Genomic DNA, 24780 nt, shown 5'->3' on the forward strand with positions numbered 1-24780 from the left:
CTCCTCGACTCGTGTTACACCGAGCGTAGCTGGACGAGTTCGACCAGCACCCCGCCGGCGTCCTTCGGGTGCACGAAGTTCACCAGCGACCCGGACGTGCCGCGGCGGGCGGTGTCGTAGAGCAGCCGCAGCCCCCGCTCGCGCAGCGTCGCGGCCGCCGCCTCGACGTCGTCGACGCGGTACGCCAGCTGCTGGATGCCGGGCCCGCGGGTGTCGAGGAACCTCGCGATGGCGGAGTCCGGCGTCAGCGGCGCGAGCAGTTGCAGCCGCGGCCCGTCGTCGCCGTCGGACACCCGCAGCATCGCCTCGCGCACACCTTGTTCCTCGTTGCGCTCCTCGTGCTCGAGCACCATGCCGAAGTGCTCGCGGTACCACTCGACGGCGGCGTCGAGGTCGGCGACGGCCACCCCGACGTGGTCGATCGTCGTGAACAGCCCCATGTCCAGAACATTACGGCGGTGGGCGTCGGGACGAGAATTCGGCGGATCTGTCCCAACCGGTGGTGAGTTCGCATCTGGACAACTAACGTGTGCTGCTTGGAGGCCATAAGTCGACCTCCGGAGGGATGCCCAGCCCGACTCACCCCACCGATCCCCATCGAGCCGACAGCCCGCGGTGTGCGGACGTCCACCGCCATCGGCACAGGCGCAGTTTCGGAGTACTCTGCGTTGCTATCCGAGGGGCTCGGCGTCCGTGACGGGGAAGACCCGGGCAAGCACCTCGACGGATTTCGACTACCAGTGACGTGTGCCTGCCCCGCGGGGTGGCACCCCGATGAGGGAGAACATGAGCGAGGTAAGGGAAGTGGCGGTCAGGGAGACGGGCGCGGACGGCCTGTCGATCTTCGACGGCTCGCCAACGGGCGGGTTCACGATCGCGATGCGTGGCTACGACCGGGTCCAGGTCGAGCAGCACGTACGGCAACTGGAGGCGACGCTCGCGCAGACGCGCGGCCGCGCCAACGATCTCGACAAGCAGGTCGTCCGGCTCCGCCAGGAGCTGGCCGAGGCCAGCACCGAGCTCCGCGAGGTCGAGCGCCCGACCTACTCCGGGCTCGGTGCCCGGATCGAGCAGCTTCTCCGCCTCGCCGAAGAGCAGGCCAGCGAGCTGATCGCGCAGGCCGACGCCGAGGCCAGCGAGACCCGCGCCGAGGCGCAGGTCATCGCTTCGGAGTTGCGCACCGCGGCCGAGAACGAGGTCAGCGAGCTGCAGGCCAACGCCAAGCGGTCCGCCGACGAGCTCATCGACGAGGCCCGCATCGAGGCCGAGGAGGTCCGCTCGGCGGCCAACCGCGAGGCGTCGAACCTCGTCGAGACCGCCAAGCGCGAGGCCGCCAAGGTCCGCTCGGCCATCGACCACGAGACCAGCGAGCGCCGGGCGCAGGCCGAGCGCGAGCTGAGCCGGCTCCGTGCGGTCGCCGAGCGCGAGGTCACCGAGCTGCGCGCCACGGCGAAGCGCGAGGTCGACGACCAGCGCACCACCGCCAAGCGCGAGGCCGAGGCCATGCGCGCCAAGGCCCAGGCGATCCTCGACGAGGCGCAGCTGAAGGCCGAGAAGGAGAACACCGAGCACGAGCTGCGCCTGGTCGCCAAGCGCGAAGAGCTCGAGCGCGAGATCAACGAGCGCTACGAGGCCTCCGTCGCCGAGACGCAGAAGCTGGTGCACGACGCCGAGAACCGCGCCACCGACGCCGAGGCCCGCGCGGCCGCCGCGCACGAGCGCGCCGAGAAGGTCCGCCGCGAGGCCGACGAGCAGGCCAAGGCCCTGGTCGCCGGCGCCAAGCGCAACGCCGAGCAGCTGGTCTCCGAGGCCAAGGCGCACGCCGAGAACACCGTCGGCGAGGCCAAGTCCGAGGCGACGTCCACGCTGACCGCCGCGAAGCGCGAGGTGGCCGAGCTGAACCGCCAGCGCGACAGCATCACCGCGCACCTCAGCCAGCTGCGCAGCCTGCTGGGCGGCCTGGCTCCGGTCGACCCGACCCCCGCGGTCGGCGGCTCCGGCAAGTCCGACGACGTCGTCGACGCCGAACTGGTCGACGACCCCGGCTCGGACAAGTAAGACAAGTCACCAGTACGACCACCGACGGCCGGGCGCGTCCTCATTTCGAGGCAGGACGCGACCGGCCGTCGTGCTGTATCCCATGATCATCGGCGATCACCGGTGCCAGGACAACAGCGATCGCCGATGATCACGGGTATCCGTGCGTCGGTCAGAGCAGTAGGGCGGAGGCCCACTCGAAGCCGGAGCCGGCCGGCTGGCGGGCCGTCCACGGGTCGGTCGTCGTCGAGCCGTCGTGCGGGTGCAGCCACAGGTCGCCGGCCGCGTCGCGGCTGACGAGGTCGGGCCGGCCGTCGCCGGTGACGTCGCCGGTGGCGAGCACGTCCGAGGCCGCCCAGTCGCCGCCGATCTGGATCGTCGCCACGCCGCTGGTCGGGTAGACCCACAGCGTGCCGTCGTCCTCGTGGTCGACGAGGTCGAGTCGGCCGTCGCCGTCGACGTCGGCCAGCTTCAGGGTCGTCGCGGTGGCCCAGCCGCTGCCGGCCCAGCGCCGCGACACCGTCCACGGGTTCGACGAGGTCTGGCCGCCGTGCGGGTAGATCCACAGCTCGCCGCGGCGGTCCCGGGCCAGGATGTCCGGCCGGCCGTCGCCGGTGAGGTCGCCCAGCGTCAGTTCGGTGACGGTGTTCCAGCCGGTCCCGGCGAAGTACCGCGGCGCCGTCCACGGGTTCGACGACGTCGCGCCGGTGTGCGGGTACACCCAGAGCGTGCCGTTGGTCGCGGCGCGGTCCCGTGCCACCAGGTCCGGCCGCCCGTCGCCGGTAAGGTCGCCGAGCAGCAGCGCGTTCTCGAACGCCCACGTCGAACCGGCCGCGAACCGCGCCGACCACGGCCCGGCGGCGGCCGTCGGGTACACCCACAGGTCGCCGGCGTGCGCCCGGCCGAGCACGTCGTCGCGGCCGTCGCCGGTGACGTCGCCGGCCAGCAGCGCGTCGGAGCTGTCCCAGCCGGTCCCGGCGGCGTACGGGGCGACGGTGTACGGGTTGCTCCCGGCGGCCGCGCCGTTGTGCCGGTACACCAGCAGCCCGCCGCTGGCGTTGCGCGCGACGACGTCCGGCCGCCCGTCGCCGGTCGCGTCGGCGGTGATCAGCAGCGTCACCAGGTTCCAGCCGGTCCCGGCGCCGTAGCGCGAGGTGTACGGGTTGGTGCTGGTGTTGCCGTTGTGCGGGTAGACCCAGAGCGCTCCCCCGCCGTCGCGCACCAGCATGTCGGCGTTGCCGTCGCCGGTGATGTCGGCCGCGGTCATGACGGTGGCGAGGTTCCAGCCGGTGCCGGCCCAGTACCGCGGCAGGGTCCACGGGTTCCCGGTGGTCGTGCCGTTGTGCGCGTGCAGCCACAGCGTGCCCGAGGCGGCGCCGGGCTCGCGGGTGAGCAGGTCCGGCCGGCCGTCGCCGGTGACGTCGCCGAGCACGATCTGGTCGTAGATGTTCCAGTTGCGCCCGGCCGACACCCGGGTGGGCCACGGGTCGGCCCCGCCGGAGCCATCGTTCGGGTAGATCCAGAGCGTGCCGTTGTCCACGTCGGGGTCGCGGGCGACGACGTCGGGCAGCCCGTCACCGGTGACGTCGGCGAGTTGCAGGACGTCGGCGAAGTCCCAGTCACCGGTCGCCACGGTGAACGACGGCCACGGGTTGGTGCCGGCGGCACTGCCGTCGTGGGCGTAGACGCGCAGGCTGCCGCTGTCCGGGCCGGGGTCGCGGACGACGGCGTCGGCCCGGCCGTCGCCGGTGACGTCACCGGGGACGGCGGCGGCGAGCGTCCGCGACGACTGCGGACGGGCGGCGCGCGACCACGCGACGTCGAGGTCGAGGACGCGAGGCCCGACCGCCGGGCCGCGCTCGGAGGGCCGCCCCGCCGAGGCGGGCGCGGCGGCGGCGCCGAGGCCTGCGATCAGGACCGCGGCGAGGGCTAACGGGAGGGAACGTCTCATCGGGAGCTCCTATCGGCCGGGCTTGAGGACGATGACGTCATCGGCGGCGTAGCGCTGCCGATTGACCAGAACCCACTTCAGGCCGGGCAGCGCCGGCGGGTGCAGCAGCGTCCGGCGCGGACCGCGGTCCACCCAGTCGCCGTCGTAGCTGACGGTGAGCGACGTGCCGTCCCCGGACAGCTGGAACCGCAGCGACACCGGGCCGTGCAGCGTCGGCATCCGCTCGAACGTGGTCTCGTGGTCCGCGCTGACCCACGCCAGCGGGCACAGCCGCAGCAGGTGGATCTCGTCGTCGACCAGGCTGTCGTCGATGACGGCGTGCCGCGCGGTCCAGGTGATCATCGGCTGCACGAACAGCGACCCGTACATCGCGTTGCGGTGCTCGCAGGCGATGTAGGTGTCCGGTGAGACGGCGCCGCTGATCAGGCCGTACATGCCTTCGAGGTAGCGGTCGCGGTCGCCGAGCTGCCAGCTGTGGAACAGGTTCCAGCTGTAGCAGGGCTCGCCGCTGCTCTGCTCGTGGTCGAGGACCACGCGGTCGAGCGCGGTGTGGTGATTCGGGTCGAAGAGGCGGGTGTTCGGGCCGACCCGGAAGAAGTCGGCGTACGAGCGCATCAGCGGGTCGTCGGCGGGCAGCAGGCCGGCCCAGACCGCCGTCAGGGCACCGGTGTCGAACGCCTCCAGGAACGGCCACGGGCTGGCCGGACCGAAGAACTTGGTGGGCAGGATCGGGTGCTCGTCGCCGTCCGGATCGGTCCAGGTCGGCGCGTCCGCGGCGGCGGCCCGCAGCGCGTCGGCGAACGCCGTCCGGAACGCGTCGGCGGCGCCGCCGAACTCCTCCGCCCGCGGGTGCCCGAGCCGGCGCAGCAACTGAACGGAGCTGGCCAGCGCCTTGTAGTTCCACGCCTGGATCCAGATCGACTGCTGCTCGACGCCGGTGTCGTTGGACGCCGCCGCCGGCATCAGCCCGGGCACGCCGTCGTGCTCGGTGTACTCGCAGGCCCGCACGATGAAGTCGCAGCCCGCGATGATCGGGTCCAGCCAGCGCTCCAGGAACGCGTCGTCGTGGCTGAGCAGCGCGTGCCGGGCGGCGCCCTCCAGGATCGCGCCGTGGTCGCCGAGCCAGTCGAAGGACTGCAGCGACAGTGGCGTCGCGAAGAACCCGTCGATGGGCAGCTCGCGGTAGGCCACGCCGGGCGGCTTCCGCACGCCCTGCACCGCGCGGAACAGGTCGGTGTGCCGGTCGACCACCTCATGCTGCCCGAGCAGGTCGAGGAACATGTGGCTGATCATCGACGTCGGCGTGCTCCACAGCAGGTCGTAGCCGAACGACCCGGTGAGGAAGGTGAACTGACCGCTGTCCGGGCTCTTCTCGGCGATGATCTCGGCCAGTTGGACGCTGCGCCGGAAGAACTGGTCGACCTGGTGTTCCCCGGTCGAGATGACGGACGCCGTCTCCGGCCGCGGCGACCAGAACTCCTCGCACTCGCCCAGCGCGCCGTCCCAGCCCAGCGCCCATTCGGCGTCGGCGTCGGCGACCGGCTGCGGCAGCATCGGCAGCAGCACGTCGAGGTGGGTGCCTTCCACCGCGGGGACGGCCAGCCGCAGGTCGTAGACGCCGGGGTGGCCCTCGTCTTCGACCAGCGCGATGGTGGCGCCGGCCGGTGTGCCGACGACCATCCGGACGGCGCCGGTCTCGTCGTAGACGCGGACGGTGAGCGGGCGGCCGTCCGGGTTCCAGATCCGGTCGGTGCGCAGCGACCCGGCCAGCGGCGCGGCGGCCGGCGTCGCCTGGATCGTGACGAACGCCTCCTGCTGCTCCGGCGGCCCGATGTGGTGCTGCAGGTAGACCCGGCTCAGGCGCAGCGCGAACTGGAAGGTGTCCGGCTTGTCGTGCGCGTCGGCCCACTCGACGGCGTAGCGCTGCCACGCGTAGATGGGGCCACCGGGCTCGTCGATCGGCTGCCCGCCCGGCACGTGCGCGAACGCGTACTGGCGCAGCACCAGGCCGGCCTGGCGGCGCCACTCGGTCCACAGGACGGGTGTCTCGACGTCCTCACGCCAGCCCTGGATGCCGACACCGAAGTCGGAGCGGTGCAGGTAGAACGGCTCCGCGGGCAGCGGCGGGAAGCCGCCGCCCTGCGGCATGACCGGCGTGACCTGGAAGTCCTTGCCGCGGTACTGCGCGAGGTACGGCTTCAGCGTCGGTGCGCCGCTGGGCGGCAGCGCGATGGCCGGCTGGCACACCGTCGTGCCGTTGTAGAACATGTCGAACCGGAAGAGGTGTCCCTTCCAGCCGATCGGGGTCCAGACCTGACGCTGCGGCGTCCACCAGGTCTTCGCCTCCTCGGCGGTCGGCTCGCCGGAGCCGTACGGCCCGGCGGCCGGCCCTGCGGCGGCGGCCGTCCGCAGGGCCGGTCCAGGTGCGGCCGCGGCCGCACCTGGATTCGCGATCAGCCCACCGGCGAGCGCGCCGCCGAGGGTCAGTGCCGTTCTTCGGGTCAGGTGTGGCGACACGGCGTCTCCTCAGAAGTTGATTTTTCGATATTTCGAAGTTATCTTCTGAATAACCGAGACGATAGCGGTGAACCAATGGACCCGACAAGAGGTCGGCGGTCAGCGCACGCGGACCAGCGCCTCCACCTCCACCGGGCTGCCGGTGGGCAGTTCGGCGACGCCGATGGCCGAGCGGGCGTGCTGGCCGGCGTCCGGGCCGAGCACGTGCTGGACGTAGGCGGTGGCGGCGTCGGCGACGAGGTGCTGCTCGATGAAGCCCGGCGCGCTCGCGACGAAGACGGTCAGCTTGACGACCTCCGCCACCCGCTCCAAGCTGCCGAGTTCGTCGCGGACGGCGTCGAGCACGTTGGCGGCGCACTGCCACGCGCACTGCCGTCCGGTCTCGAGGTCGACCTGGTCGCCGAGCCGGCCGGACGCGATCAGCGCGCCGTCCGGCCCGTTGGCGGTCTTGCCGGACGTGGCGAGCAGGTCGCCGTACCGGCGCATGGTCGCGATGGACGGGCGCTGCGGTCCGGCCGGCGGCGGGACGGCGGGCGCGGACGCGTGACGGTCGTCGCTGGTCACGTGGGAGCTCCTTCGGACTATCGAACGTGGCTACGGCAAACAGAAGATAGAGTGACACAGGTGAGATCCCGTAGGCTCGGGGCCTCGGATGCAGGGAGCACGAATGCCGGGCAATGACGTCAACGAGGGCAGTGCGGGCCAGGACCGCGCACCGTCGCCGGCGGTCGCGCGGGCGTTGACCGTGCTGGAGACGCTGGTCGAGGCCGACGACGGCATGACCCTCACCGCACTGGCCAAGCGCACGAACATCCCGCTGGCCACCTGCGCCTCCATCGTCTACACGCTGGAGCAGCGCGGCTACGCGCAGCGGCGGGTGGTCGGGCGCAGCCACTTCTGGCGGCCGACGCTGCGGCTCTACGGCCTGGCCACCCAGCTGGTGCGCAAGGTCGACCTCTCGTCGGTGGCGCAACGCGAGCTGCGCGAGCTGGCCGACGTGGTCGGCATGCCGGTGCACATCGGCGTCCTCACCGGCGACTCCGTGGTCTACGTCGCGAAGGCGGCCACGCCCGGGTTCATCCAGTTCGACACCTACCCGGGCAAGGTCGCGCCGTACAACCTCACCGCGCTGGGCAAGGCCATCTCGGCCTACCTGCCCGAGCGCGACCTCGAGCCGCTGCTGGGCCACCTGACGCCGGGCCGCGGCCCGCGCGCCGCCGAGCCGACCCGCGAGGCGTTCCTCGCCGAGCTGGCCGGCGTGCGCAAGCGCGGCTACGCACTGGAGGACGAGGAGGAGCAGGCCGAGATCGCCTGCGTCGCCGCACCGTTCTTCGACGCCGGCGGGCTGGTCGCCGGCGCCGTCGGCGTCACCGGGTTCTCCCGCGACCTCGCCGGCCAGCGCCGCAAGGAGGCCATCGCCGGCGTCGTCGAGATCGGCAAGACGGTCTCGCGGAAGCTGGGCTTCGACGACCTGCGCTGACGTCCCGGCCTCTTGCGGGGCGCGGCATGGTGCCTTATCTTCGTATTCGCGTTTCTAATTTCGATATAACGAAACTTGGGGGACGGGATGGTCGCGGTCGCGCTGGTCGGCCTCGGTGACATCGGCTGTGGCGCCCACCTGCCCGCCCTGCTGCGCTCCCCCGACGTCCGCCTGGTCGCCGTCGCCGACCCGGTCGCCGCGCACCGTGCCGCGGTCGCGCCGCTGGTGGGCGACGGTGTCGCCGTCGGGGCGAGCCTCGATGACGTCCTCGCGGCCGGGCCGGACGGCGTCGTGTTCGCGACGCCGCCGTGGGCGACGCCGGAGCTGGCGATCACCGCGCTGCGGGCCGGCCGGTTCGTCCTCGCCGAGAAGCCCGTCGCAACGTCGGTGGCGGCCGCCGCCGTGTACGCGGCGCTCACCGACGCCGAGCGCGCGCGGCTGCAGATCGGCCTCACCTACCGGCACGACCCCGCGCTCGCGCGGCTCAAGGCGTGGATCGACGACGGCGTGCTCGGCGGGCCGCTGCTGGTGCGGGCGCACGTGTACGACGAGCCGCGGGTGGCCGGTGATGCCGAGCACCTGGCGCGGATGCTGCGGACGCTGGAGCACGGGACGCCGGTCGTGCACGAGGGCGCGCACGTGTTCGACTGGCTGGCGTACCTCCTCGGGCCCGGCGCCCTCGCCGTCGACGACGCGTGGGCGCTGCGCACCGACCCCGGCCTGCCGGCGCCGAACCTCACCGGCGCGCGGCTGCGGCACTCCGGCGGGCATCAGGTGCTGGTGGAGTTCGGCTGGCTGACCGACGCGCTGCCGCGGTGCGAGCTGACCTTCCTCGGGCCGCGCGGGCTGGCCACTCTGGACGGGACGACGTTCGCGCTGCACCTGGCCACGGCCGACGGTTCGGAGACGGTGGAGTTTCCCGGCGACCGGATGGCCCGCGACTTCGACCTGCAGGTGGCCCGCTTCGCCGCCCTCGTCCGTGGCGAGTCGGACCGGCCGGACCCGGACCTCGCCGCCGGCCTCGCCGCACTCGCCCTGGCCGAACAGGTCGCCACGCAAGGAGCCACCGCATGACGCTGCTGCACTGGGCCGACGTGTCCCGCGAGACGCTGAACGAGGTGCTGCCGGAGGCGCTCGTCGTCCTCCCGGTCGGCGCGATCGAGCAGCACGGCCGGCACCTCGCCACCGGCACCGACGCGCTGCTGGCGACGACGGCGGCCGAGCGGGCCGCCGTCCTCGCCGCCGAACGGGCCGGGCGCCCACTCGTCCTCGCGCCCACCCTCCAGTTCGGCGCGTCCGACCACCACCTGCCGTTCGGCGGCACCCTGTCGCTGACGCCGGAGACGCTGCTGGCGGTGCTGCTCGACCTGCTGCGCTCGGTCGCGGCGGACGGCGGGCGCCGGGTGGTGCTGATCAACGGGCACGGCGGCAACGTCGGCGTCTGCCACGCCGCCGCGGCGGCCGCGTCGAGCCGGCACCGGCTGGCCGTCGCGCACGTGGACTACTGGCGCTTCGCCTCCGAGGACCCCGCGGGCAGCGTCCCCGGGCACGCCGGCGAGTTCGAGACCTCCCTGGTCAGCGCGGTCCGCCCGGACGCCGCCGGCCCGGTCGAGCCGCGCACGTACCCGCTGCCCGACATCAGCGCCACCCGCGGCGTTACCGTCCACGATGCCGCATTCTGGACGTCGATCGACGGCTACACCGACCACCCCGAGCGGGCCACCGCCGACGACGGCGCCGCGCGCCTGGACACCGTCGTCGCCGGCCTGGCCGCCTGCCTCGCCGACCTGACCGAGACCCTGTGAGGACCGTGTGATCGACTTCCACACCCACACGCCGGCGTGGAACACCGTCAGTTGGCTGGGCGGCGCGACGTTCGGCGCGGACGAGTTCGTCGAGTTCATGGACGCGACCGGCATCGACCGCGCCGTCGTCCTCAGCCACGACGGCCTGTTCAACCCGACGCCGCAGGCGAACGACGAGCTCGCGGCCTTCGTCCGCAAGCACCCGGACCGGCTGACCGGCTTCGGCACCGTCACCCCGCGCGACCCGAACGCCGTCGCCGAGACCGAGCGGATGTTCGGTGAGCTGGGGCTGAAGGGCATGAAGCTGCACCCGTGGCTGCAGGGGTTCAGCCTGCACGAGCCGGCGCTGGACCCGATCTGCGAGGTCGTCCAGGGCGCCGGCGGCGTGCTGCTCAGCCACGACGGCACCCCGCCGTACTCGACGCCGTCGCAGCTCGCGGCGCTGGCCCGGCGGCACCCGCGGCTGCCGGTGGTGCTCGGCCACGGCGGCCTGCACGACCTGTGGCGCGAGGCGCTGGCGATGATCCAGGAGACGCCGAACCTGTACCTGTGCATCTGCGGCACGCCGCCGTACGCCGCCCGGACCATCCTGGCCGAGGCGCCGCCGCACAAGGTGCTGTTCGGCACCGACGCCGGGCTGTCCGACAAGGCCAGCCAGGACTACGCGGTCGCGCGGGTGCGCGAGATCGACGGCTGGGGCATCACGCCGGAGCAGCGGCACGCGATGCTGGTCGAGAACCCCGCGCGGCTGCTGGACGCCGCATGAGCGTCACCGTCGCGGCCGTCCAGACCGCCGCCGTCAGCCTGCCCGCGCATCCGGACCTGGTGGTCCACGGCGCCCGCGGCGCGCACGACCGCTCCGACTTCCTGCTGGTCAAGGTCGTCACGAGCGACGGCGTCGAGGGCTTCGGCGAGGTCAGCGCCACCCCGATCTGGAGCGGCGAGGACGGCGTCAGCGCGCGGCACTTCATCACGACGATCCTCGCGCCGGCGCTGGTGGGCCGGCCGCTGACGCCGGTCGGCGGGCTCGAGCAGCTGATGGACGTCGTGCTGGCCGGCAACCCGTTCACCAAGGCCGGTGTGTCGATCGCGCTGTGGGACGCGTGGGCGCGCACGCTCGGCGTCCCGCTGGCGGTCGCGCTGGGCGGGCCGTACCGGACGGAGGTGCCGGTCAAGCTGTCGCTGTCCGGCGACGGCGAGAAGCTGGAGCGGGCGCACGCGGCCGCCGTCGCCGCCGGGTTCGGGGCGTTCAAGGTCAAGGTCGGGCTGGGCGTCGACGGCGACGTCGAGCGGTTCGCGCACGCGCGGTCCCTGGTGGGCGACAAGGCGTTCCTCGGCATGGACGCGAACGGCGGCTGGTCCCGCTCCGGCGCGGCCCGGGCGATCCGCGCGCTGACGCCGTACGCACCCGCGTTCACGGAGCAGCCGGTGCGCCCCGACGACCTCGCGGGGATGCGGTCGCTCCGCGACCTCGGGCTGCCGGTGGTCGCGGACGAGTCGGTGTTCGGCGCCGCCGATCTCACCCGGGTGATCGACGCGGGCGCGGCGGACGTCGTCAGCCTGTACGTCGGCAAGAGCGGCGGCCCGGGCCGGGCGGTCGCGATGGCCGGGCTGGCCGACGCGGCCGGACTGGACGTGCTGATCGGGTCGAACGGCGAGCTGGGCCTCGGCGCGGCCGCGCAACTGCACGTCGCCGCCGCGCTGCCCCGGCTGTCGGCGATCCCGTCGGACATCATCGGCGCCCACTACTACGCCGAGGACATCCTGGCCGAGCCGCTGGCCGGCGACGGCGCCGTCGTGCGGCTCGGGACCGCGCCCGGCCTCGGCGTCACCCTCCGAGACGACCTGCTGCGGGAGTTCCGATGATCGTCGACGTGCACGCGCACACGCCCACGCACCGCGACGCCGTCCCCGACGACGAGCGGCGGGTCTACGAGGGCTGGCGCACCGACCGGCCGGTCACGACGACGAACTCGTGGGCCGACTACGACGAGGCGATGGCCGACGCCGACGTCTCGATCGTCTTCAACATCGCCGTCGACGACCCCGAGGCGGCCACCGGGCTGCCGTACCGGCCGGAGGACACCAACACTTCCACCGCGGCGTTCGTCGCCGCCGACCCGGCCCGGCGCATCGGCTTCATGTCCGTCGACCCGACCCGCGCGGACGCCGTCGAGGAGGCCGAACGCTGCCGCGAGCTGGGCCTCGTCGGCGTCAAGCTCGGCCCGAACTACCAGGACTTCGACCCGCTCTCGCCGCGCGCCACCGCGTTCTACGGCTACTGCCAGCGCGAAGGGCTGCCGATCGTGTTCCACCAGGGCGCCTCCCCCATCCGGCACGCGCCGCTGCGGTACACGTACCCGCTGGTCACGGACGAGATCGCGCTCGCCTTCCCGGAGCTGCGCATCGTCATGGCGCACATGGGTCACCCGTGGGGCAAGGAGACGGTGGTGACGATCCGCAAGCACCCGCACGTGTACGCCGACGTCTCGTCCATCTACCTGCGCCCATGGGTCTGCTACGAGTCGCTGCTGGCCGCGGTCGAGTGGGGTGCGGCGCACAAGCTGCTGCTCGGCTCGGACTTCCCGATCGCGAACACCGGCGAGGCGATGGCCGGGCTGCGCCGGGTCAACGCGATCACCGAGGGCACCGCGCTGCCGCGCGTCCCGGACGAGGTGGTCGAGCAGATCATCCACGCCGACGCGCTGGGCGCGCTGGGCCTGTCCATCAAGGAGACCTCGTGATCATCGACGCGCACGTGCGCATCGGGCCCGGCCGGTCCGCCGCACTCGACGTCGCCGGACTGACCGCGACGATGGACCGGCTCGGCGTCGACCGCGCGCTGGTCGCGCCCGGCGAGTACGCCACCGCCTGGGACAACCGCGCCGGCAACGACCTCACGACGACGGCGGCCGCGGCCTCCGGCGGGCGGCTGGTCGCGTACGCCGTCGCCAACCCGTGGGCCGGCGCCGACGCCGTCGCCGAGCTGGCCCGGGCTCGCGACCTCGGCGCCCGCGCGCTCTCCGTCGACCCCGCCCTGCAGGGCTTCGACCTGCTCGACGGCCTGGTGGACCCGCTGCTGGCATTCGCCCAGGAGTCCGGCTGGCTGGTCTACGTGCGGACGGGGACGCCGCCGCACGCGGTGCCGCTGCCGCTGGCGTCGCTGGCCAGGCGCTGGCCGGAGCTGTCGTTCGTCATGGGCCGCAGCGGCGCGACCGACTTCTGGATCGACGCCGCTCCGGCGCTGCGGCATGCGCCGAACCTGTACGGCGACACCTGCTACGCGCCGTGGGACACCGTCCTGTCGGAGTTCGCCCGCGACCCGGAGATCGGCGCCGGCCGGCTGGTGTTCTCGACCGACGCGCCCTACACGGCGCCGGAGGCGGAACTGGCCCGGATCACCGGCTGGCCGATCCCGGACGACGACCGCGTGGCCGTGCTCGGCGGCACCCTGGCTCGCCTGCTCGGCTGAGCTCTCGACAGCACACCCTGCGTCATCTATTCTCTATATTCAGAAGATGACTTCGAAATACCGAAATTAACCCGAGGGAGTGGCATGGTACTGGACACTCGGCCGACACCGGACGGAGGCCCGGCGACCGGCGACGCGGCGCAGCTGGTGCGTGGCGTCTCGCCGGTGCTGGAGGTGCCGTTCCACGCCGACGGAGCGGTCGACGTGGCCGGCTTCGGCCGGGTCGTCGACTACGTGCTGGGCACCGGCGTCAGCAGCGTGATGTTCCCGGGCTTCGCCTCGGAGTATCACAAGCTCTCCGAGGCCGAGCGGGCCGAGCTGACGGACGTGCTGCTGTCGCGCACCCGCGACCGCGCCGACGTCGCGGCGATCGTCGCCGTGCAGGACCACGCGACCCGGCTGGCCGCGCAGCGCGCGCGGTCCGCCGTCGACGCGGGTGCGGACCTCATCAACCTGCTCCCGCCGCACTACCTGTCGCCGTCGCGGCGGGCGATCCAGCAGCACGTCGGCGCCGTCCTGGCCGCCGTCGCGCCGACCCCGGTGGTGCTGCAGTACGCGCCGTCGGAGACCGGCACCAGCCTCGACGCGGCGACCCTGCGCGAGCTGGCCGGCGAGCACCCGAACCTGCGGCTGGTCAAGGTCGAGTCGAGCCCGCCCGGCCGGCTCATCGCCGAGCTGGCCGCCGCTGAGCCGCCGCTGCCGTCGGTCGAGGGTTACGCCGGAGTGCAACTGCCCGACGCGTTCCGGCGCGGCGCCGTCGGCACCCAGCCGGGCTGCTCGTTCACCGAGCTCTACGTGGAGATCTGGCGCCGCTTCGAGGCCGGCGACCACGCGGGCGGCGACGAACTGCACCGCCGGCTGCTGCCCTACATCTCGTACTGGATGCTCGACACCGAGCTGATCATCGCGGCCGAGAAGCTCGTCTCGGCGCGCCGCGGGTTGTTCGCCGACCCGTACTGCCGCGAGCCGGCCCACCGGCTCGATGCCGAGGAGATCCGCATGGTCGACCGGTTCCTCGCCGAGTTCGACACCATGCTTCCCCATCTCGGCTGACCGGAGTACATTCTCCGAATTGACGCAACTATCTTCGAAATATTGGAATTACCCACGGAAGGCAGGCACATGAAGACGATACGATTCGTCGCCCCGCTCGCCGCCGGGTGCCTTGCGCTCGCCGCGTGCAGTGGTGGCGGCGACGACGACACCGCGAACACCGGCCCCGAGGCGGGGAACTGGCACGAGGAGATCGAAGGTTCCCCGCTGGAGGTCGGCGTGCTCTCGGCCGAGGGCACGCCGGGCCTGGCGATCCTGCAGGAGCTGGCCGACGGCCTGGAGGCCGACTACGACGGCACCGACGTCACCCTGACGTTCGCCAACACCGACGCACGTCCCGGCATCGAGCAGCGCTGGCGCGCCGGCGACCCGCTCGACGTCGACTACGGCATGTTCGACGGCACCAACCCGTCGCTGACGGTGTGGGCCGACGACGGCGCGCTGCTCGACATGACCCCGTACCTGGAGCAGAACGACCCCGAGACCGGCGCGCCGTGGCTGGACCGCTTCAGCCCGGCCGTCCGGAAGTTCATGGAGAACCCGTCCGACGGCGGCATCTACGGCATCCCGTCCGAGCTGTCGCTGCACGTGCTGTTCTACAACGCCGGTCTCTTCACCGACCTGGGCATCGAGCCGCCGAGCACCTGGGACGACCTGCTCGCCGCGAACACGGCGCTGAAGGCCGCCGGCGTCGACCCGATCGCCGTCACCGGGCTGATCGAGCCGTACATGGGCATGTGGAGCGACCACCTGTGGCTGCGTACCGTCGGCTACGACGCCGCCCGCGCGGTGCTCACCGGCGGCGAGGGGCACATCACCGAGGACCCCGGCTTCCTCGAGGGCCTGGAGATGCTGCAGCAACTGCGCGACGACGGCGCGTTCCTCACCGGCTTCGAAGGCACCGACTTCACCGCCAGCCAGGCGCAGTTCTTCCAGGGCGACGCCGGCATGATCCTCATGGGCACCTGGCTGGTCAGCGAGATGGCCGACGTCATTCCCCCGGACTTCCAGCTGGGCGTCGTCCCGTTCCCGACGGTCGAGGGCGGCGCGGGCGACCAGGGCGCCGTCATGGCGGCGCTGCAGGAGATCTCCATCGCCGCGGAGAGCGAGAACATCCCGCTGGCGCTGGAGTGGTCCCGCCGGCTGACCAGCGTCGAGACGCAGACCCGGCGCGCGGAGGAGATCGGTGAGGTGTCCGCCGTCGTCGACGTGCCCAGCCCGCCCGGCATCCCCGGCATCGACCAGGTCATCGCGGACGCCGAGTCGCTGGAGCCGCGCGACTACGGCATCCTGCAGAGCCCTGCCAACGAGGTGGTCTACCCGGAGATCGCCCGGCTGCTCTTCGGCGAGCAGGACGCCCAGCAGACGCTGGAGCGGCTCGACGAGGGTCTGCGCCGGGTGCACGGCAACTAGGATCACGCGGGCGGCAGGACGAGAGGAGTCACGATGCACCGAGCCGCACAACGTCGCATCATCATCCCGTTCCTGCTGCCCGCGCTCCTGCTGCTGGGGGTGTTCTTCCTCTACCCGCTGGTCCGCACGGTCGACATCTCGTTCACCGAATGGACCCGCACGGGGAGCTCCAGCTACGTCGGCATCGAGAACTACACGCGGCTGTTCGACGACCCCGGCTACCTGAACGCGCTGAAAAACGCGTTCCTGTTCACGCTGGTCGGCGGCTGCATGCTGTTCCCGGTGGCGATCGCCATCGCGTGGTCGCTGAACCAGCGCATCCACGGGGAGAAGTTCTTCCGGTTCGTGGTGTTCGCGCCGGTGGTGCTGAGCGCGGCCGTCGTCGCGCTGATGTGGAAGTTCATCTACCACCCGACGCTCGGGCTGATCAACCCGGCGCTGGAGGGACTCGGCCTCGGCGCGCTGGCCCGCACCTGGCTCGGCGACGCGTCGACGGCGCTGCCGGCGGTCGCGTTCGTCACCGTCTGGCACGGCATCGGCATCTGGGTGGTGCTGCTGTCGGCCGGGTTCGAGCGGCTGCCGGCCGACGTGCTGGAGGCCGGGCGCATCGACGGCGCCGGCGAGTGGCGGCTGTTCCGCAGCGTCATGCTGCCGATGCTGCGCGACCTGTTCCGCATCCTGGTCGTGCTGTGGATCGTGCAGACGATGCAGGCGTTCGCGTTCGTGTTCATCATGACCAACGGCGGGCCGTACGGGTCGACCGACATCGTCGGGACGCTGATGTACAGGGTCGCGTTCGAGCGCTACGAGTTCGGCTACGCCGCCGCCATGGGCGTCGCCCTCATCGTGATCATGCTGGTCGTGACCCAGATCGTGAACAAGGTGATGAAGCGCGATGAGCTCCAGTACTGACGTCCGCCCGGCGCCGCCCGCGGGCCCGCCCCCGCCGTCGTCGCGTCGTCGCCGCGGGAGCCGCCGCTCCGGCAGCGACCGCGCGCCGTTCCGCCGGTTCCACCTGATCATCTACCTGCTGCTCGGCGCGTTCGTGTTCTCGACGGCGGGCGCGTTCGCCTGGGTCTTCAACGTGTCGATGAAGACCAACAGCGAGTTCATCGGCACCCGCCCGTGGACGATCGCCGAGGACTGGCGCTGGCAGAACTACAGCGACGCGTGGTCCAGCGCCAACGTCGGCTCGTTCTTCGCCAACAGCGTCATCGTCAGCGTGTCGGCGACGGTGCTTGGCGTGGTGCTCGCGGCGTTCGCCGCCTACCCGCTGGCCCGCATCCCGTTCCGCGGCAGCGGGGCGGTGCTCAGCGTGTTCCTGCTCGGACTGATGGTGCCGTGGATGGTCACGTTCATCCCGCTGTACATGACGATGCAGGACCTCGGGCTGCTGGACAGCCGGCTCGGGCTGGCGCTGGTGTACGCGACGTACAACCTGCCGTTCAACGTGTTCGTGCTGGTCGGGTTCATGAAGACGCTGCCGGGCGAGCTGGAGGAGGCCGCGGCCGTCGACGGCGCCGGCCCGGTGCGGACGTTCCTGCGGGTGATCGTGCCGCTGATGGGGCCCGGGCTGGCGTCGGTGTCGATCATCAGCTTCCTGCAGAACTGGAACGAGTTCTTCTACGCGCTGGTGCTGATCCACTCGCCGGACCGCATGACGCTGCCGCTCGGCCTGTTCCAGCTCGGCCAGGCCGCCGACTACGGCACCAACTGGGTGACGCTGTTCGCCGGCATGATGATCACGGTGGTGCCGGTGCTGCTGGTGTTCGCGCTGCTGCAGAACCAGGTGACGAAGGGGCTGACGGCGGGCGCGATCAAGGGCTGACGACCGTCTCCCGCACGATCTCGGCGACGGCGTCCGGGCGCTCCAGCGGGCTGAGGTGCCCGGCGCCGTCGACCACGTGCACCGTCACCCCGCCGAGGGCCGCGGCCATCGCGCCGGCCTCGTCGACGCCGGTGAGAGTGTCCTCGGCGCCGACGATGACGGTGCCCGGTGCCAGGCCGCGGGCGGCCGCCTCGCGCAGGGTGTCGAACGACGGCGGGCGCGCGGCCATCGCGCGCTGCGCCCAGGCGACACCGTCCGGCGGGGCGGCGTCCAGCCACGCCGTCACCCGCGCGACGACGTCCGGCCGGTCGCGCCGCGTCGTCTCGCCCAGCAGTGTGTCGAGCATCGGCCGCAGCGCCCGGCTGCCGTGCCGCTCTACCGCGTCGGCCACGCGCAACCGGTTCGCCCTGGCCTCGTCGGTGTCCTCGCTCGCCTTGGTGTCGGCCAGGACGACCCCGGCGACGAGGTCCGGGTGGCGGCGCAGCAGCGCCATCGTCACGTACCCGCCCAGCGACAGCCCGCCGACGATCGCCCGCTCGACACCGGCCGCCGCCAGCCCGGCGGCGACGTCGTCGGCGTAGGTGTCCATGGATGGTTCGCCTGTTGGATCCGGGCCGCCGAAGCCGCGCAGCGCCGGACGGACCAGCGTCGTGCCGGGCAGCCGCTCGGCGAGGTCGTCGAAGACCGCCGGCGTGAGCGGGAACGCGTGGAGCAGGACGAGCGGCAGGCTCATGGCCCGACCCTAGCGGCGGCTCGCGTTCGCCGCTTTGCGGCAGGGGGACGGGGGAAGTGTGGCGACGGTCCGCCGGGGTGGGTCCTGGTCTGGGGTGACGTCGTGGTCTGTGGTCGCGCTTTATGGCGGGTTCGGGGCTGGTGGCGTGACTGGGGACCAGGACGTGACGGCAGACCTGGGGGTGAGGCGCGTCCTGGGGGTGAGGCGCGCTTTCGGGCTCGAAATGGGTGTTCGGCGCGCGTGAGACCCAGGACGCGCCTCACACCCAGGAAGCCCACGGCGCATCGGGCGCGGGCTGGGCCCAGACTCCCCCCGTCCCCCTGATAAGTGCCCGTTCTTGGCCGGGAGTGCGCGGGTCAAGCGGACACCCGTCGCGCGAAGCGCCCCATGGGTCCGCTTGAGGCGCGCGCACGCGGCTAAGAAAATGGGCGCCAGGGGGACGGCCAACCGGCGGACGGACGGCGCACGGCAGCAACACAGCCAACGTCGGCCTGCCATGGGCGACTCGGCGCAGTTCGTCGCCGGACAGCCCGGCCCTAGCGGCGGCGGGTCGTGCGGGACCGCCAGCAGCCGGTGTGCCAGTGCCGCCGCTCGTCGATGCCCTCGCCGGTGAACGACAGGCTGACCGTCGGCCACGCCACGATGTGCGGGGTGGCCGGGCGGATCAGCTGGTCGCAGCCCGGGCAGCGGTACGCCTTCGTCGACGCGCTGCCGGTGATGCGGCGGACCACCCACTCGCCGTCGGGCCCGGACTCGATGCTCTCGTGCACGAGTCCATGGTCGTACACGCGCGGCTCACAGCGGCGCGGCGGTCACGACCACGTTGGAGCGAAACGCCGTCCCGTCCCAGTCCGCGCAGGTCACGAGCGCGAGCCGGCCGGGTACGTCCTGGGCGAACAGGTCGTCGGCGCGGGCGGCGAGCTGTTCCGGCGACATCGTCTCGACCGAGCCGACCCGGTACCACCGGTTCAGTCCTTCGCCGCTGACGAGGAGCGCGCTGCCGGGAGCGAGGTCCGCGAGGTCGTTGAAGACGGCTTCGCCACCCTCGACGGCGTGGCCGACGATGACGGCGGTGCCGGTCTCGGCGCCCGGCGCCGCGCCGTCGCGCCACCAGCCGGCCAGCAGCGGGTCCTTCGGCGGCAGCAGCACGCGGTCGTCGGTGCTGCCGATCTCGATCACCGGCGCCTGCGCCCCGGACCGCGGCAGCATCAGGTCGTAGCGGCCCTCGGCCCGGCCGACCGGCTCACCGGGGACGGCGGACTGCTCGTACGGGTCGTATTCGCCGGACGAGTCCGGTGTGCTCGCCGCGGCCGGCCGCTCGCCGCCGTCGAGCTGGCTGAGGCCCCACCACGCGGCCAGCGCCAGTAGCACCGGCGCGGCCAGCCACGGCAGCAGCCGGGGCCGCGGGCGCCGGTGCTTGGGCGGCGTGCGGGCCGAGCCGGGATCGGCGGGGGTGCCGCCGGACGGAGGCGGCGGTGGCGGCGGTGGCGGTGGAGGCGGCGGGTCAGACGGCACGCCGCCTCCTGCTGAGCGCCCATCCGGCCGCGGCCAGCCCGATGCCCGCACCCAGGACGGCGTACGGCAGCGGCCCGCCGCGATCATCCGGCCCGGCCGCCGATCCGCCGGCAGGGATCGCCGTCGGCACCGGGACCGCCGGGGTCGTCGGCGTCGCGGTCTCGGTCGGTGTCGGGGTGGGCGTCGGGGTCGGCGTCCGGGTGGGCGTCGGCGTGGGCGTGGGCGTCGGGGTCGGCGACGGGGTCGCGGTCGGGGTCGGCGTGCCGGTCGGCGTCGGCACGACCCAGTCGTCGTCCGGCGGCTCCGGTTCGTCCGCGACGCGGGCGGCGCAGACGAACCAGTCGTCGATCTCGCTCGGCCGGTCGTTCGGCCGTGGCTCGGCCGTCAGCCCGGTGAACGGCGCCGCCGTGTAGACGACGTAGTCGCCCCAGCCGCGCACGCCGACCGCTGTGATCCGGTACCGCTGGTCACGCGCCGTCACGCTGAGCTGCGTATCGCCGCGAGAGAGCGACACGCGGATCGCGTCGCTGCTGGTGACGTCCGATCCGCCCAGGTCGGCGCAGCCCGCGCGGCCCTCGGCCGCTGCCGGCAGGACGGCCAGCAGCAGCGCCGCCACGGCCATGGCCGGCAGCATCCGCAGTACTCGCACGACGCCCCCCGACGTGACGATTCCCGGCCGCTGACGAGAGCACGGCCCACAGTGTTATAGCGCGATTGACCTGGATTGTCAGCAGGTGCCCAGCATGTCGCGCAACGCCGACTTCTCCGCGCTGGTGATCGTGAGGTCCCAGTCGTACTTCACGTCGGTCCAGTGCCGGGCGTAGTAGCACCACCAGCCGCGGTTCGCCGGCTTCCACTCGGACGGGTCGCTGTCGCTCTTGGAGCTGTTGCTGGACGCGGTGACGGCGATCAGCTGGCCGCGGGCGAGGTCGTTGGCGAAGTCCTCACGCCGGTCCTCGGTCCACGAGCTGGCGCCGGAGCGCCAGGCGTTGGCCAGCGGCACCATGTGGTCGACGGAGACGTCGCTCGGCTGCTCGATCCAGACCTGGTCGTAGACGCTGTACCAGCGGCCGTCGGTCGGGTAGCAGTCGGCGCCGGTCTCGACGCCTGAGCCGTCCCTGACGAGGACCATCTCGCGGGTGTTGCAGCTGCCTTCGGCCGGGCTCCAGTGCGGGAACCGGTCGCGCGAGTAGCCGTCGCTGGAGCCGGGCGCGGCGACGGTGAGCTGGTCGAGCTGGGCGGCCGACTCCGACGGCGGCGGCGGGTCCGGCGGGTAGGCGTGGGCCGCGGTGACCAGCCCGACGAGGACGGCGAGGGTGGCGAGGAGGGTGAGGACGGCTCGGCGCATGACGGTGACCTCCTGGTTGGCCGGGGGTCACCCAGACTGTCAAGAATGTCCCGCATGTGCCAGGGTGCGCCGCCACCCCTTCACCCGGATTTCACCCCGCCGTCAGAGGTCGGCGAACCGCAGGCCGGCCGTCACCAGCTGGCTGAGCAGCGACGACGGCGCCAGGCCCGGCTCGCGGACCTCGGCCTGCAGCCGCTCCAGCGTGGCCAGCGCGGCCGCCGGCCCGAGCGCGTCCAGCAGCTCGAACGGTCCCGCGGGCAGCCGGCAGCCCAGCCGCATCGCGGTGTCGACGTCGGCCGCCGACGCGTACCCCGTCTCCAGCATCGCGACGGCGTCGTTGAGGTACGGCACCAGCAGCGCGTCGACGACGAAGCCGGCGCGGTCGGCGCAGACGACGGGCGTGAACCCGGCGGACGCGGCGACGGCGGCGACCGTGGCCACGGCGGACGGCGCCGACACGACCGTGCGGACGACCTCGGCGACGGCGCCGTCCGGGCCGGCCAGGTGCAGCCCGACGACGTCGGCCGGGCGGCCGCTGGCGGCGGCACTGGCGACGACCGGCCCGGTACCGGTGGCCACGAGGACGGCGCCGGCCGGTGCGTCGGCGGCGATGCGGGCGAACGTGTCCGGGTCGCCGGGCGCGACGACGAGGTCGGCACCGTCGCGGGCGTCGCGGCGGACGTCGTGCCCGGCCTTCGCGAGCGCGTCGGCGAGCGGACCGGGCGACGGGTCGGGGAACGCGACGCGGCGGACCCGGCTGTCTTCGGGGGTGACCACAGCGGAGCTTGCGCCGATACCGTCAATCCCCGAATAGTCGTAGAAGCCGCGACCGGCCTTGCGGCCCAGGAACCCCAGCGTCACCAGTTCGCCCAGCACGGGCGCCGGTGCGTGCAGCCGGTTACGCCCCTGCCGGTACATCGTCCCCAGGATCTCGTGTGCGGTGTCCAGCCCGATCAGGTCGAGCAGCGCCAGCGGCCCCATCGGGTAGCCGAGCCCCGCCGTCATCGCCGCGTCGATGTCCTCGCGGCTGGCGTGCCCGCTCTCGTACATCGCGGCGGCCCGGTTGAGGTAGCCGAACAGCAGCGCGTTCGTGATGAAGCCGGGGCGGTCGCCGCACCCGACCGGCGTCTTGCCCAGCCGGCGCGCGAGGCCGGTGACGGCGTCGACGACCTCGGGCGCGGTGACGACGGTGCGGACGACCTCGATCAGCTCCTGCACCGGCGCCGGGTTGAAGAAGTGCAGGCCGACGACCCGCTCCGGGCGCGACACCGCGACGCTGATCGCCGTCACCGACAGCGACGACGTGTTGGTCGCGAGAATCGTGCCGGCGCCGACGACGCCGTCCAGCCGGCCGAACAGGTCGCGCTTGAGCTCCAGCCGCTCCGGCACGGCCTCGACGACGAGGTCGGCGGCGGCCAGCGCGGCGAGGTCGGTGCTGAACTCGATCCGCCCGACCAGCGCGGCCTGCTCGTCGGCGGTCAGCTTGCCGCGCTTCACGGCCCGCCCCGTCGACGTGTCGAGGTGCCCGCGCCCGGCGGCGAGCGCCGCGTCGTCCCGCTCCACCCCGACGACGTCGAGGCCGGCCCGCGCGAACACCTCCGCGATACCTGCCCCCATGGTCCCCAGCCCGACGACGCCCACTCTGGCGATCTGCGCACCCATGCGCCGCAGTCTAGAGTCCCGCCGACGTGACGAATCAGCCAGAATCATGGCTTGCGAATTAGCTTAGGCGTACCTTACGTTGGCGCCGTGACCATTTCGTCTGCTCTGCCCGACGGGCTCGCCGCGCGTGGCGTCGACCTCGCGTACGGGCGCGACGTCGTGGTGCGGGCGGCGTCGATCGAGCTGCGGCCCGGGCTGGTCACGGCGCTGATCGGGCCGAACGGCAGCGGCAAGTCGACGCTGCTGCGGGCGCTGGCCCGGCTGCACCACCCCACCACGGGCGCGATCAGCTTCGACGACGGCACGGACGTGCTCAGCCTGGACCCGCGCGAGCTGGCCCGCCGCGTCACGCTGCTGGCGCAGAGCCGCAGCACGCCGGGCGGACTCAGCGTGCGCGAACTGGTCGAGTACGGCCGGCACCCGCACCGCGCCCGCTGGAGCGGCCGCGACCCCGGCGCCGAGCAGGCCATCGCCCGCGCCATGTCCCTCACCGGCATCGAGGCGCTGGCCGACCGGCCGGTGCAGGCGCTGTCCGGCGGGCAGGCGCAGCGGGTCTGGCTGGCCAGCTGCCTCGCCCAGGACACCGGCCTGCTGCTGCTGGACGAGCCGACGACCTTCCTCGACCTGCGCTACCAGATCGAGATCCTCGACGTCGTGCGCGAGCTGGCCGACGACCACGGCATCGGCGTGGGCCTGGTGCTGCACGACCTCGACCAGGCGGCCGCCATCGCCGACCGCGTCCTGCTGCTCGAGGGCGGGACGATCACCGCCGACGGCGCACCGCACGAGGTGCTGACCCCCGAGAACCTGAGCCGCGCGTACGGCATCCGCGTCGATGTCGACGTCGATCCGGTCGACGGGCGCATCTCCACCCGCGCCGTGGGCCGGCACAACGACGTCCGCCCGCGCGCCACCGTCTGACCCACTCGAACCCACCGATCACGAGGTATCCCTGATGAGAAGAGTGCGCGCCCTCGCGGGCCTGTCCGTCGCGTTCGTGCTGCTCGCCACCGCCTGCGGCACGACGGAGGACTCGTCCGACGACCCCACGGAGGCCGGGTCCACCAGCGAGGAGACCACCGGCGACGGCGGGCCGATCACCGTCACCGACGCCCGCGGCGTGGAGGTCACGCTGGACCAGCCCGCCGTGCGGGTCGCCGGCACCGAGTGGAACTCGATCGAGAACCTCGTCTCGCTCGGCGTCATGCCGGTCGGCGTGTCCGACATCAAGGGCTACAACACGTGGGTCAGCAGCGCGCCGCTCGACGACACCGTCACCGACATCGGCACCCGCGGCGAGCCGAGCATGGACACCCTCGCCACCCTCGACGTCGACCTCGTCGTGGTCACCGACAGCCTGATCGAGGGCGCCGTCGAGCAGATCGAGGCGACCACGCCGGTCGTCGTCATCCCCGGCGGTGACTCGCAGGACAACATCAACCAGATGTTCGCGAACCTCGACCTGATCGCCGAGCTCACCGGCACCCAGGACCGCGCCCAGGAGCTGCGCGACGAGTTCGACGCGAAGGTCGAGGAGGGCAAGGCGGCGGTCGACGAGGCCGGCGCCACCGGCGACCCGGTCGCGTTCGCCGACGGCTGGGCCGACGCCGGCACCGTCAACGTCCGGCCGTTCGCGCAGGGCTCGCTGGTCTCCGACGTGTTCGAGGAGATCGGTCTGGAGAACCCGTGGGGGCTGGAGGGCGACCCCGCCTACGGGCTGGCGCAGTCCGACGTCGAGGGCCTGACGGCGCTGCCCGAGGACACCCGCTTCTGGTACATGGCCAACTCCAGCGACGGCGGCGACCCGTACGCCGACGTCCTGGCCGGCAACGCCATCTGGGACTCGCTGCCGTTCGTGCAGGCCGGCAACGTGGTCCGGTTCCCCGACTCGCTGTGGATGTTCGGCGGCCCGACGTCGATGATGCAGTTCGTCGACGCCGCCGTCGACGCGCTCGGCTAGGGCGGT

24 protein-coding genes are annotated in these 24780 nt (G+C 72.8%); 14 read left to right on the forward strand and 10 right to left on the reverse strand.

What is annotated here, in order from left to right:
* Window positions 1-14: 14 nt before the first annotated feature.
* Window positions 15-440, reverse strand: a complete 426-nt coding sequence (gene mce / locus ACW62_RS16120; protein ID WP_053205126.1) for a methylmalonyl-CoA epimerase — start codon at window positions 438-440, stop codon at window positions 15-17.
* A 346-nt stretch (window positions 441-786) separates the two neighbouring features.
* Here mce and ACW62_RS16125 point away from each other — a divergent pair, with 346 nt between their 5' ends.
* On the forward strand, window positions 787-2058 hold the full coding sequence (locus ACW62_RS16125) for a coiled-coil domain-containing protein (protein ID WP_157574796.1): 1272 nt from the start codon (window positions 787-789) through the stop codon (window positions 2056-2058).
* A 151-nt stretch (window positions 2059-2209) separates the two neighbouring features.
* On the opposite strand, the gene ACW62_RS16130 is transcribed toward ACW62_RS16125, so the two are convergent.
* The 3 genes from ACW62_RS16130 to ACW62_RS16140 all read right to left on the reverse strand — a co-directional run bounded on the left by ACW62_RS16130 (window position 2210) and on the right by ACW62_RS16140 (window position 7069).
* Window positions 2210-3988, reverse strand: a complete 1779-nt coding sequence (locus ACW62_RS16130; protein ID WP_053205128.1) for an FG-GAP repeat domain-containing protein — start codon at window positions 3986-3988, stop codon at window positions 2210-2212.
* A 9-nt stretch (window positions 3989-3997) separates the two neighbouring features.
* Window positions 3998-6505, reverse strand: coding sequence for a hypothetical protein (locus tag ACW62_RS16135; RefSeq protein ID WP_053205129.1), 2508 nt, complete (start codon window positions 6503-6505; stop codon window positions 3998-4000).
* Between the two features lie 99 nt (window positions 6506-6604).
* Window positions 6605-7069 carry a RidA family protein gene (locus ACW62_RS16140; RefSeq protein WP_053205130.1) on the reverse strand — a complete coding sequence of 155 codons (465 nt, stop codon included), beginning with the start codon at window positions 7067-7069 and terminating at the stop codon, window positions 6605-6607.
* A 103-nt stretch (window positions 7070-7172) separates the two neighbouring features.
* On the opposite strand from ACW62_RS16140, the gene ACW62_RS16145 reads away from it, so the two are divergent.
* From ACW62_RS16145 to ACW62_RS16195, 11 genes are all read left to right on the forward strand, one after another.
* Window positions 7173-7985 (forward strand): IclR family transcriptional regulator, encoded by an 813-nt coding sequence (locus ACW62_RS16145; RefSeq protein WP_053205131.1) that lies wholly within the window; start codon window positions 7173-7175, stop codon window positions 7983-7985.
* Window positions 7986-8072: 87 nt separating this feature from the next.
* Window positions 8073-9059: a Gfo/Idh/MocA family protein gene (locus tag ACW62_RS16150; RefSeq protein ID WP_053205132.1), complete on the forward strand. Its 987-nt coding sequence runs from the start codon at window positions 8073-8075 to the stop codon at window positions 9057-9059.
* Window positions 9056-9790, forward strand: a complete 735-nt coding sequence (locus ACW62_RS16155; RefSeq protein ID WP_053205133.1) for a creatininase family protein — start codon at window positions 9056-9058, stop codon at window positions 9788-9790. The genes ACW62_RS16150 and ACW62_RS16155 overlap by 4 nt, the downstream gene beginning before the upstream one ends.
* A gap of 7 nt (window positions 9791-9797) precedes the next feature.
* Complete coding sequence (locus ACW62_RS16160) at window positions 9798-10556, forward strand: amidohydrolase family protein (RefSeq protein WP_053205134.1); 759 nt, start codon at window positions 9798-9800, stop codon at window positions 10554-10556.
* Entirely contained in the window at window positions 10553-11656 is a 1104-nt protein-coding gene (locus ACW62_RS16165; protein ID WP_053205135.1) for a mandelate racemase/muconate lactonizing enzyme family protein, read from the forward strand. Before ACW62_RS16160 ends, ACW62_RS16165 begins: the two co-directional genes overlap by 4 nt.
* Complete coding sequence (locus tag ACW62_RS16170; protein WP_053205136.1) at window positions 11653-12534, forward strand: amidohydrolase family protein; 882 nt, start codon at window positions 11653-11655, stop codon at window positions 12532-12534. The genes ACW62_RS16165 and ACW62_RS16170 overlap by 4 nt, the downstream gene beginning before the upstream one ends.
* Window positions 12531-13262 (forward strand): amidohydrolase family protein, encoded by a 732-nt coding sequence (locus ACW62_RS16175; protein ID WP_053205137.1) that lies wholly within the window; start codon window positions 12531-12533, stop codon window positions 13260-13262. The genes ACW62_RS16170 and ACW62_RS16175 overlap by 4 nt, the downstream gene beginning before the upstream one ends.
* Before the next feature lie 84 nt (window positions 13263-13346).
* On the forward strand, window positions 13347-14315 hold the full coding sequence (locus ACW62_RS16180) for a dihydrodipicolinate synthase family protein (protein ID WP_083459825.1): 969 nt from the start codon (window positions 13347-13349) through the stop codon (window positions 14313-14315).
* A gap of 69 nt (window positions 14316-14384) precedes the next feature.
* Window positions 14385-15728, forward strand: a complete 1344-nt coding sequence (locus ACW62_RS16185; protein ID WP_053205138.1) for an ABC transporter substrate-binding protein — start codon at window positions 14385-14387, stop codon at window positions 15726-15728.
* A 33-nt stretch (window positions 15729-15761) separates the two neighbouring features.
* Complete coding sequence (locus tag ACW62_RS16190) at window positions 15762-16640, forward strand: carbohydrate ABC transporter permease (RefSeq protein ID WP_053205139.1); 879 nt, start codon at window positions 15762-15764, stop codon at window positions 16638-16640.
* Window positions 16624-17556: a carbohydrate ABC transporter permease gene (locus tag ACW62_RS16195; protein WP_053205140.1), complete on the forward strand. Its 933-nt coding sequence runs from the start codon at window positions 16624-16626 to the stop codon at window positions 17554-17556. The genes ACW62_RS16190 and ACW62_RS16195 overlap by 17 nt, the downstream gene beginning before the upstream one ends.
* On the opposite strand, the gene ACW62_RS16200 is transcribed toward ACW62_RS16195, so the two are convergent.
* The 6 genes from ACW62_RS16200 to ACW62_RS16225 all read right to left on the reverse strand — a co-directional run bounded on the left by ACW62_RS16200 (window position 17546) and on the right by ACW62_RS16225 (window position 22814).
* A complete protein-coding gene (locus ACW62_RS16200; protein WP_053205141.1) occupies window positions 17546-18289 on the reverse strand; it encodes an alpha/beta fold hydrolase in 744 nt (247 codons plus the stop codon). The genes ACW62_RS16195 and ACW62_RS16200 overlap by 11 nt on opposite strands.
* A gap of 536 nt (window positions 18290-18825) precedes the next feature.
* Window positions 18826-19059 carry a hypothetical protein gene (locus ACW62_RS16205; RefSeq protein ID WP_053205197.1) on the reverse strand — a complete coding sequence of 78 codons (234 nt, stop codon included), beginning with the start codon at window positions 19057-19059 and terminating at the stop codon, window positions 18826-18828.
* Window positions 19060-19084: 25 nt separating this feature from the next.
* Window positions 19085-19804 (reverse strand): class F sortase, encoded by a 720-nt coding sequence (locus ACW62_RS16210; RefSeq protein WP_053205142.1) that lies wholly within the window; start codon window positions 19802-19804, stop codon window positions 19085-19087.
* The gene (locus ACW62_RS16215) at window positions 19794-20453 is read right to left on the reverse strand and encodes a hypothetical protein (RefSeq protein WP_157574797.1); all 660 of its coding nucleotides are present in this window, start codon (window positions 20451-20453) and stop codon (window positions 19794-19796) included. The genes ACW62_RS16210 and ACW62_RS16215 overlap by 11 nt, the downstream gene beginning before the upstream one ends.
* Before the next feature lie 78 nt (window positions 20454-20531).
* Complete coding sequence (locus ACW62_RS16220; protein ID WP_053205144.1) at window positions 20532-21152, reverse strand: GmrSD restriction endonuclease domain-containing protein; 621 nt, start codon at window positions 21150-21152, stop codon at window positions 20532-20534.
* 102 nt (window positions 21153-21254) lie between these two features.
* Complete coding sequence (locus ACW62_RS16225; protein ID WP_053205145.1) at window positions 21255-22814, reverse strand: 3-hydroxyacyl-CoA dehydrogenase family protein; 1560 nt, start codon at window positions 22812-22814, stop codon at window positions 21255-21257.
* 87 nt (window positions 22815-22901) lie between these two features.
* On the opposite strand from ACW62_RS16225, the gene ACW62_RS16230 reads away from it, so the two are divergent.
* Window positions 22902-23735 (forward strand): ABC transporter ATP-binding protein, encoded by an 834-nt coding sequence (locus ACW62_RS16230; RefSeq protein ID WP_053205146.1) that lies wholly within the window; start codon window positions 22902-22904, stop codon window positions 23733-23735.
* A 34-nt stretch (window positions 23736-23769) separates the two neighbouring features.
* The gene (locus ACW62_RS16235) at window positions 23770-24774 is read left to right on the forward strand and encodes an ABC transporter substrate-binding protein (RefSeq protein WP_053205147.1); all 1005 of its coding nucleotides are present in this window, start codon (window positions 23770-23772) and stop codon (window positions 24772-24774) included.
* Window positions 24775-24780 lie beyond the last annotated feature (6 nt).

The organism is Jiangella muralis (genome assembly GCF_001270745.1).
Lineage (GTDB): Bacteria > Actinomycetota > Actinomycetes > Jiangellales > Jiangellaceae > Jiangella > Jiangella muralis.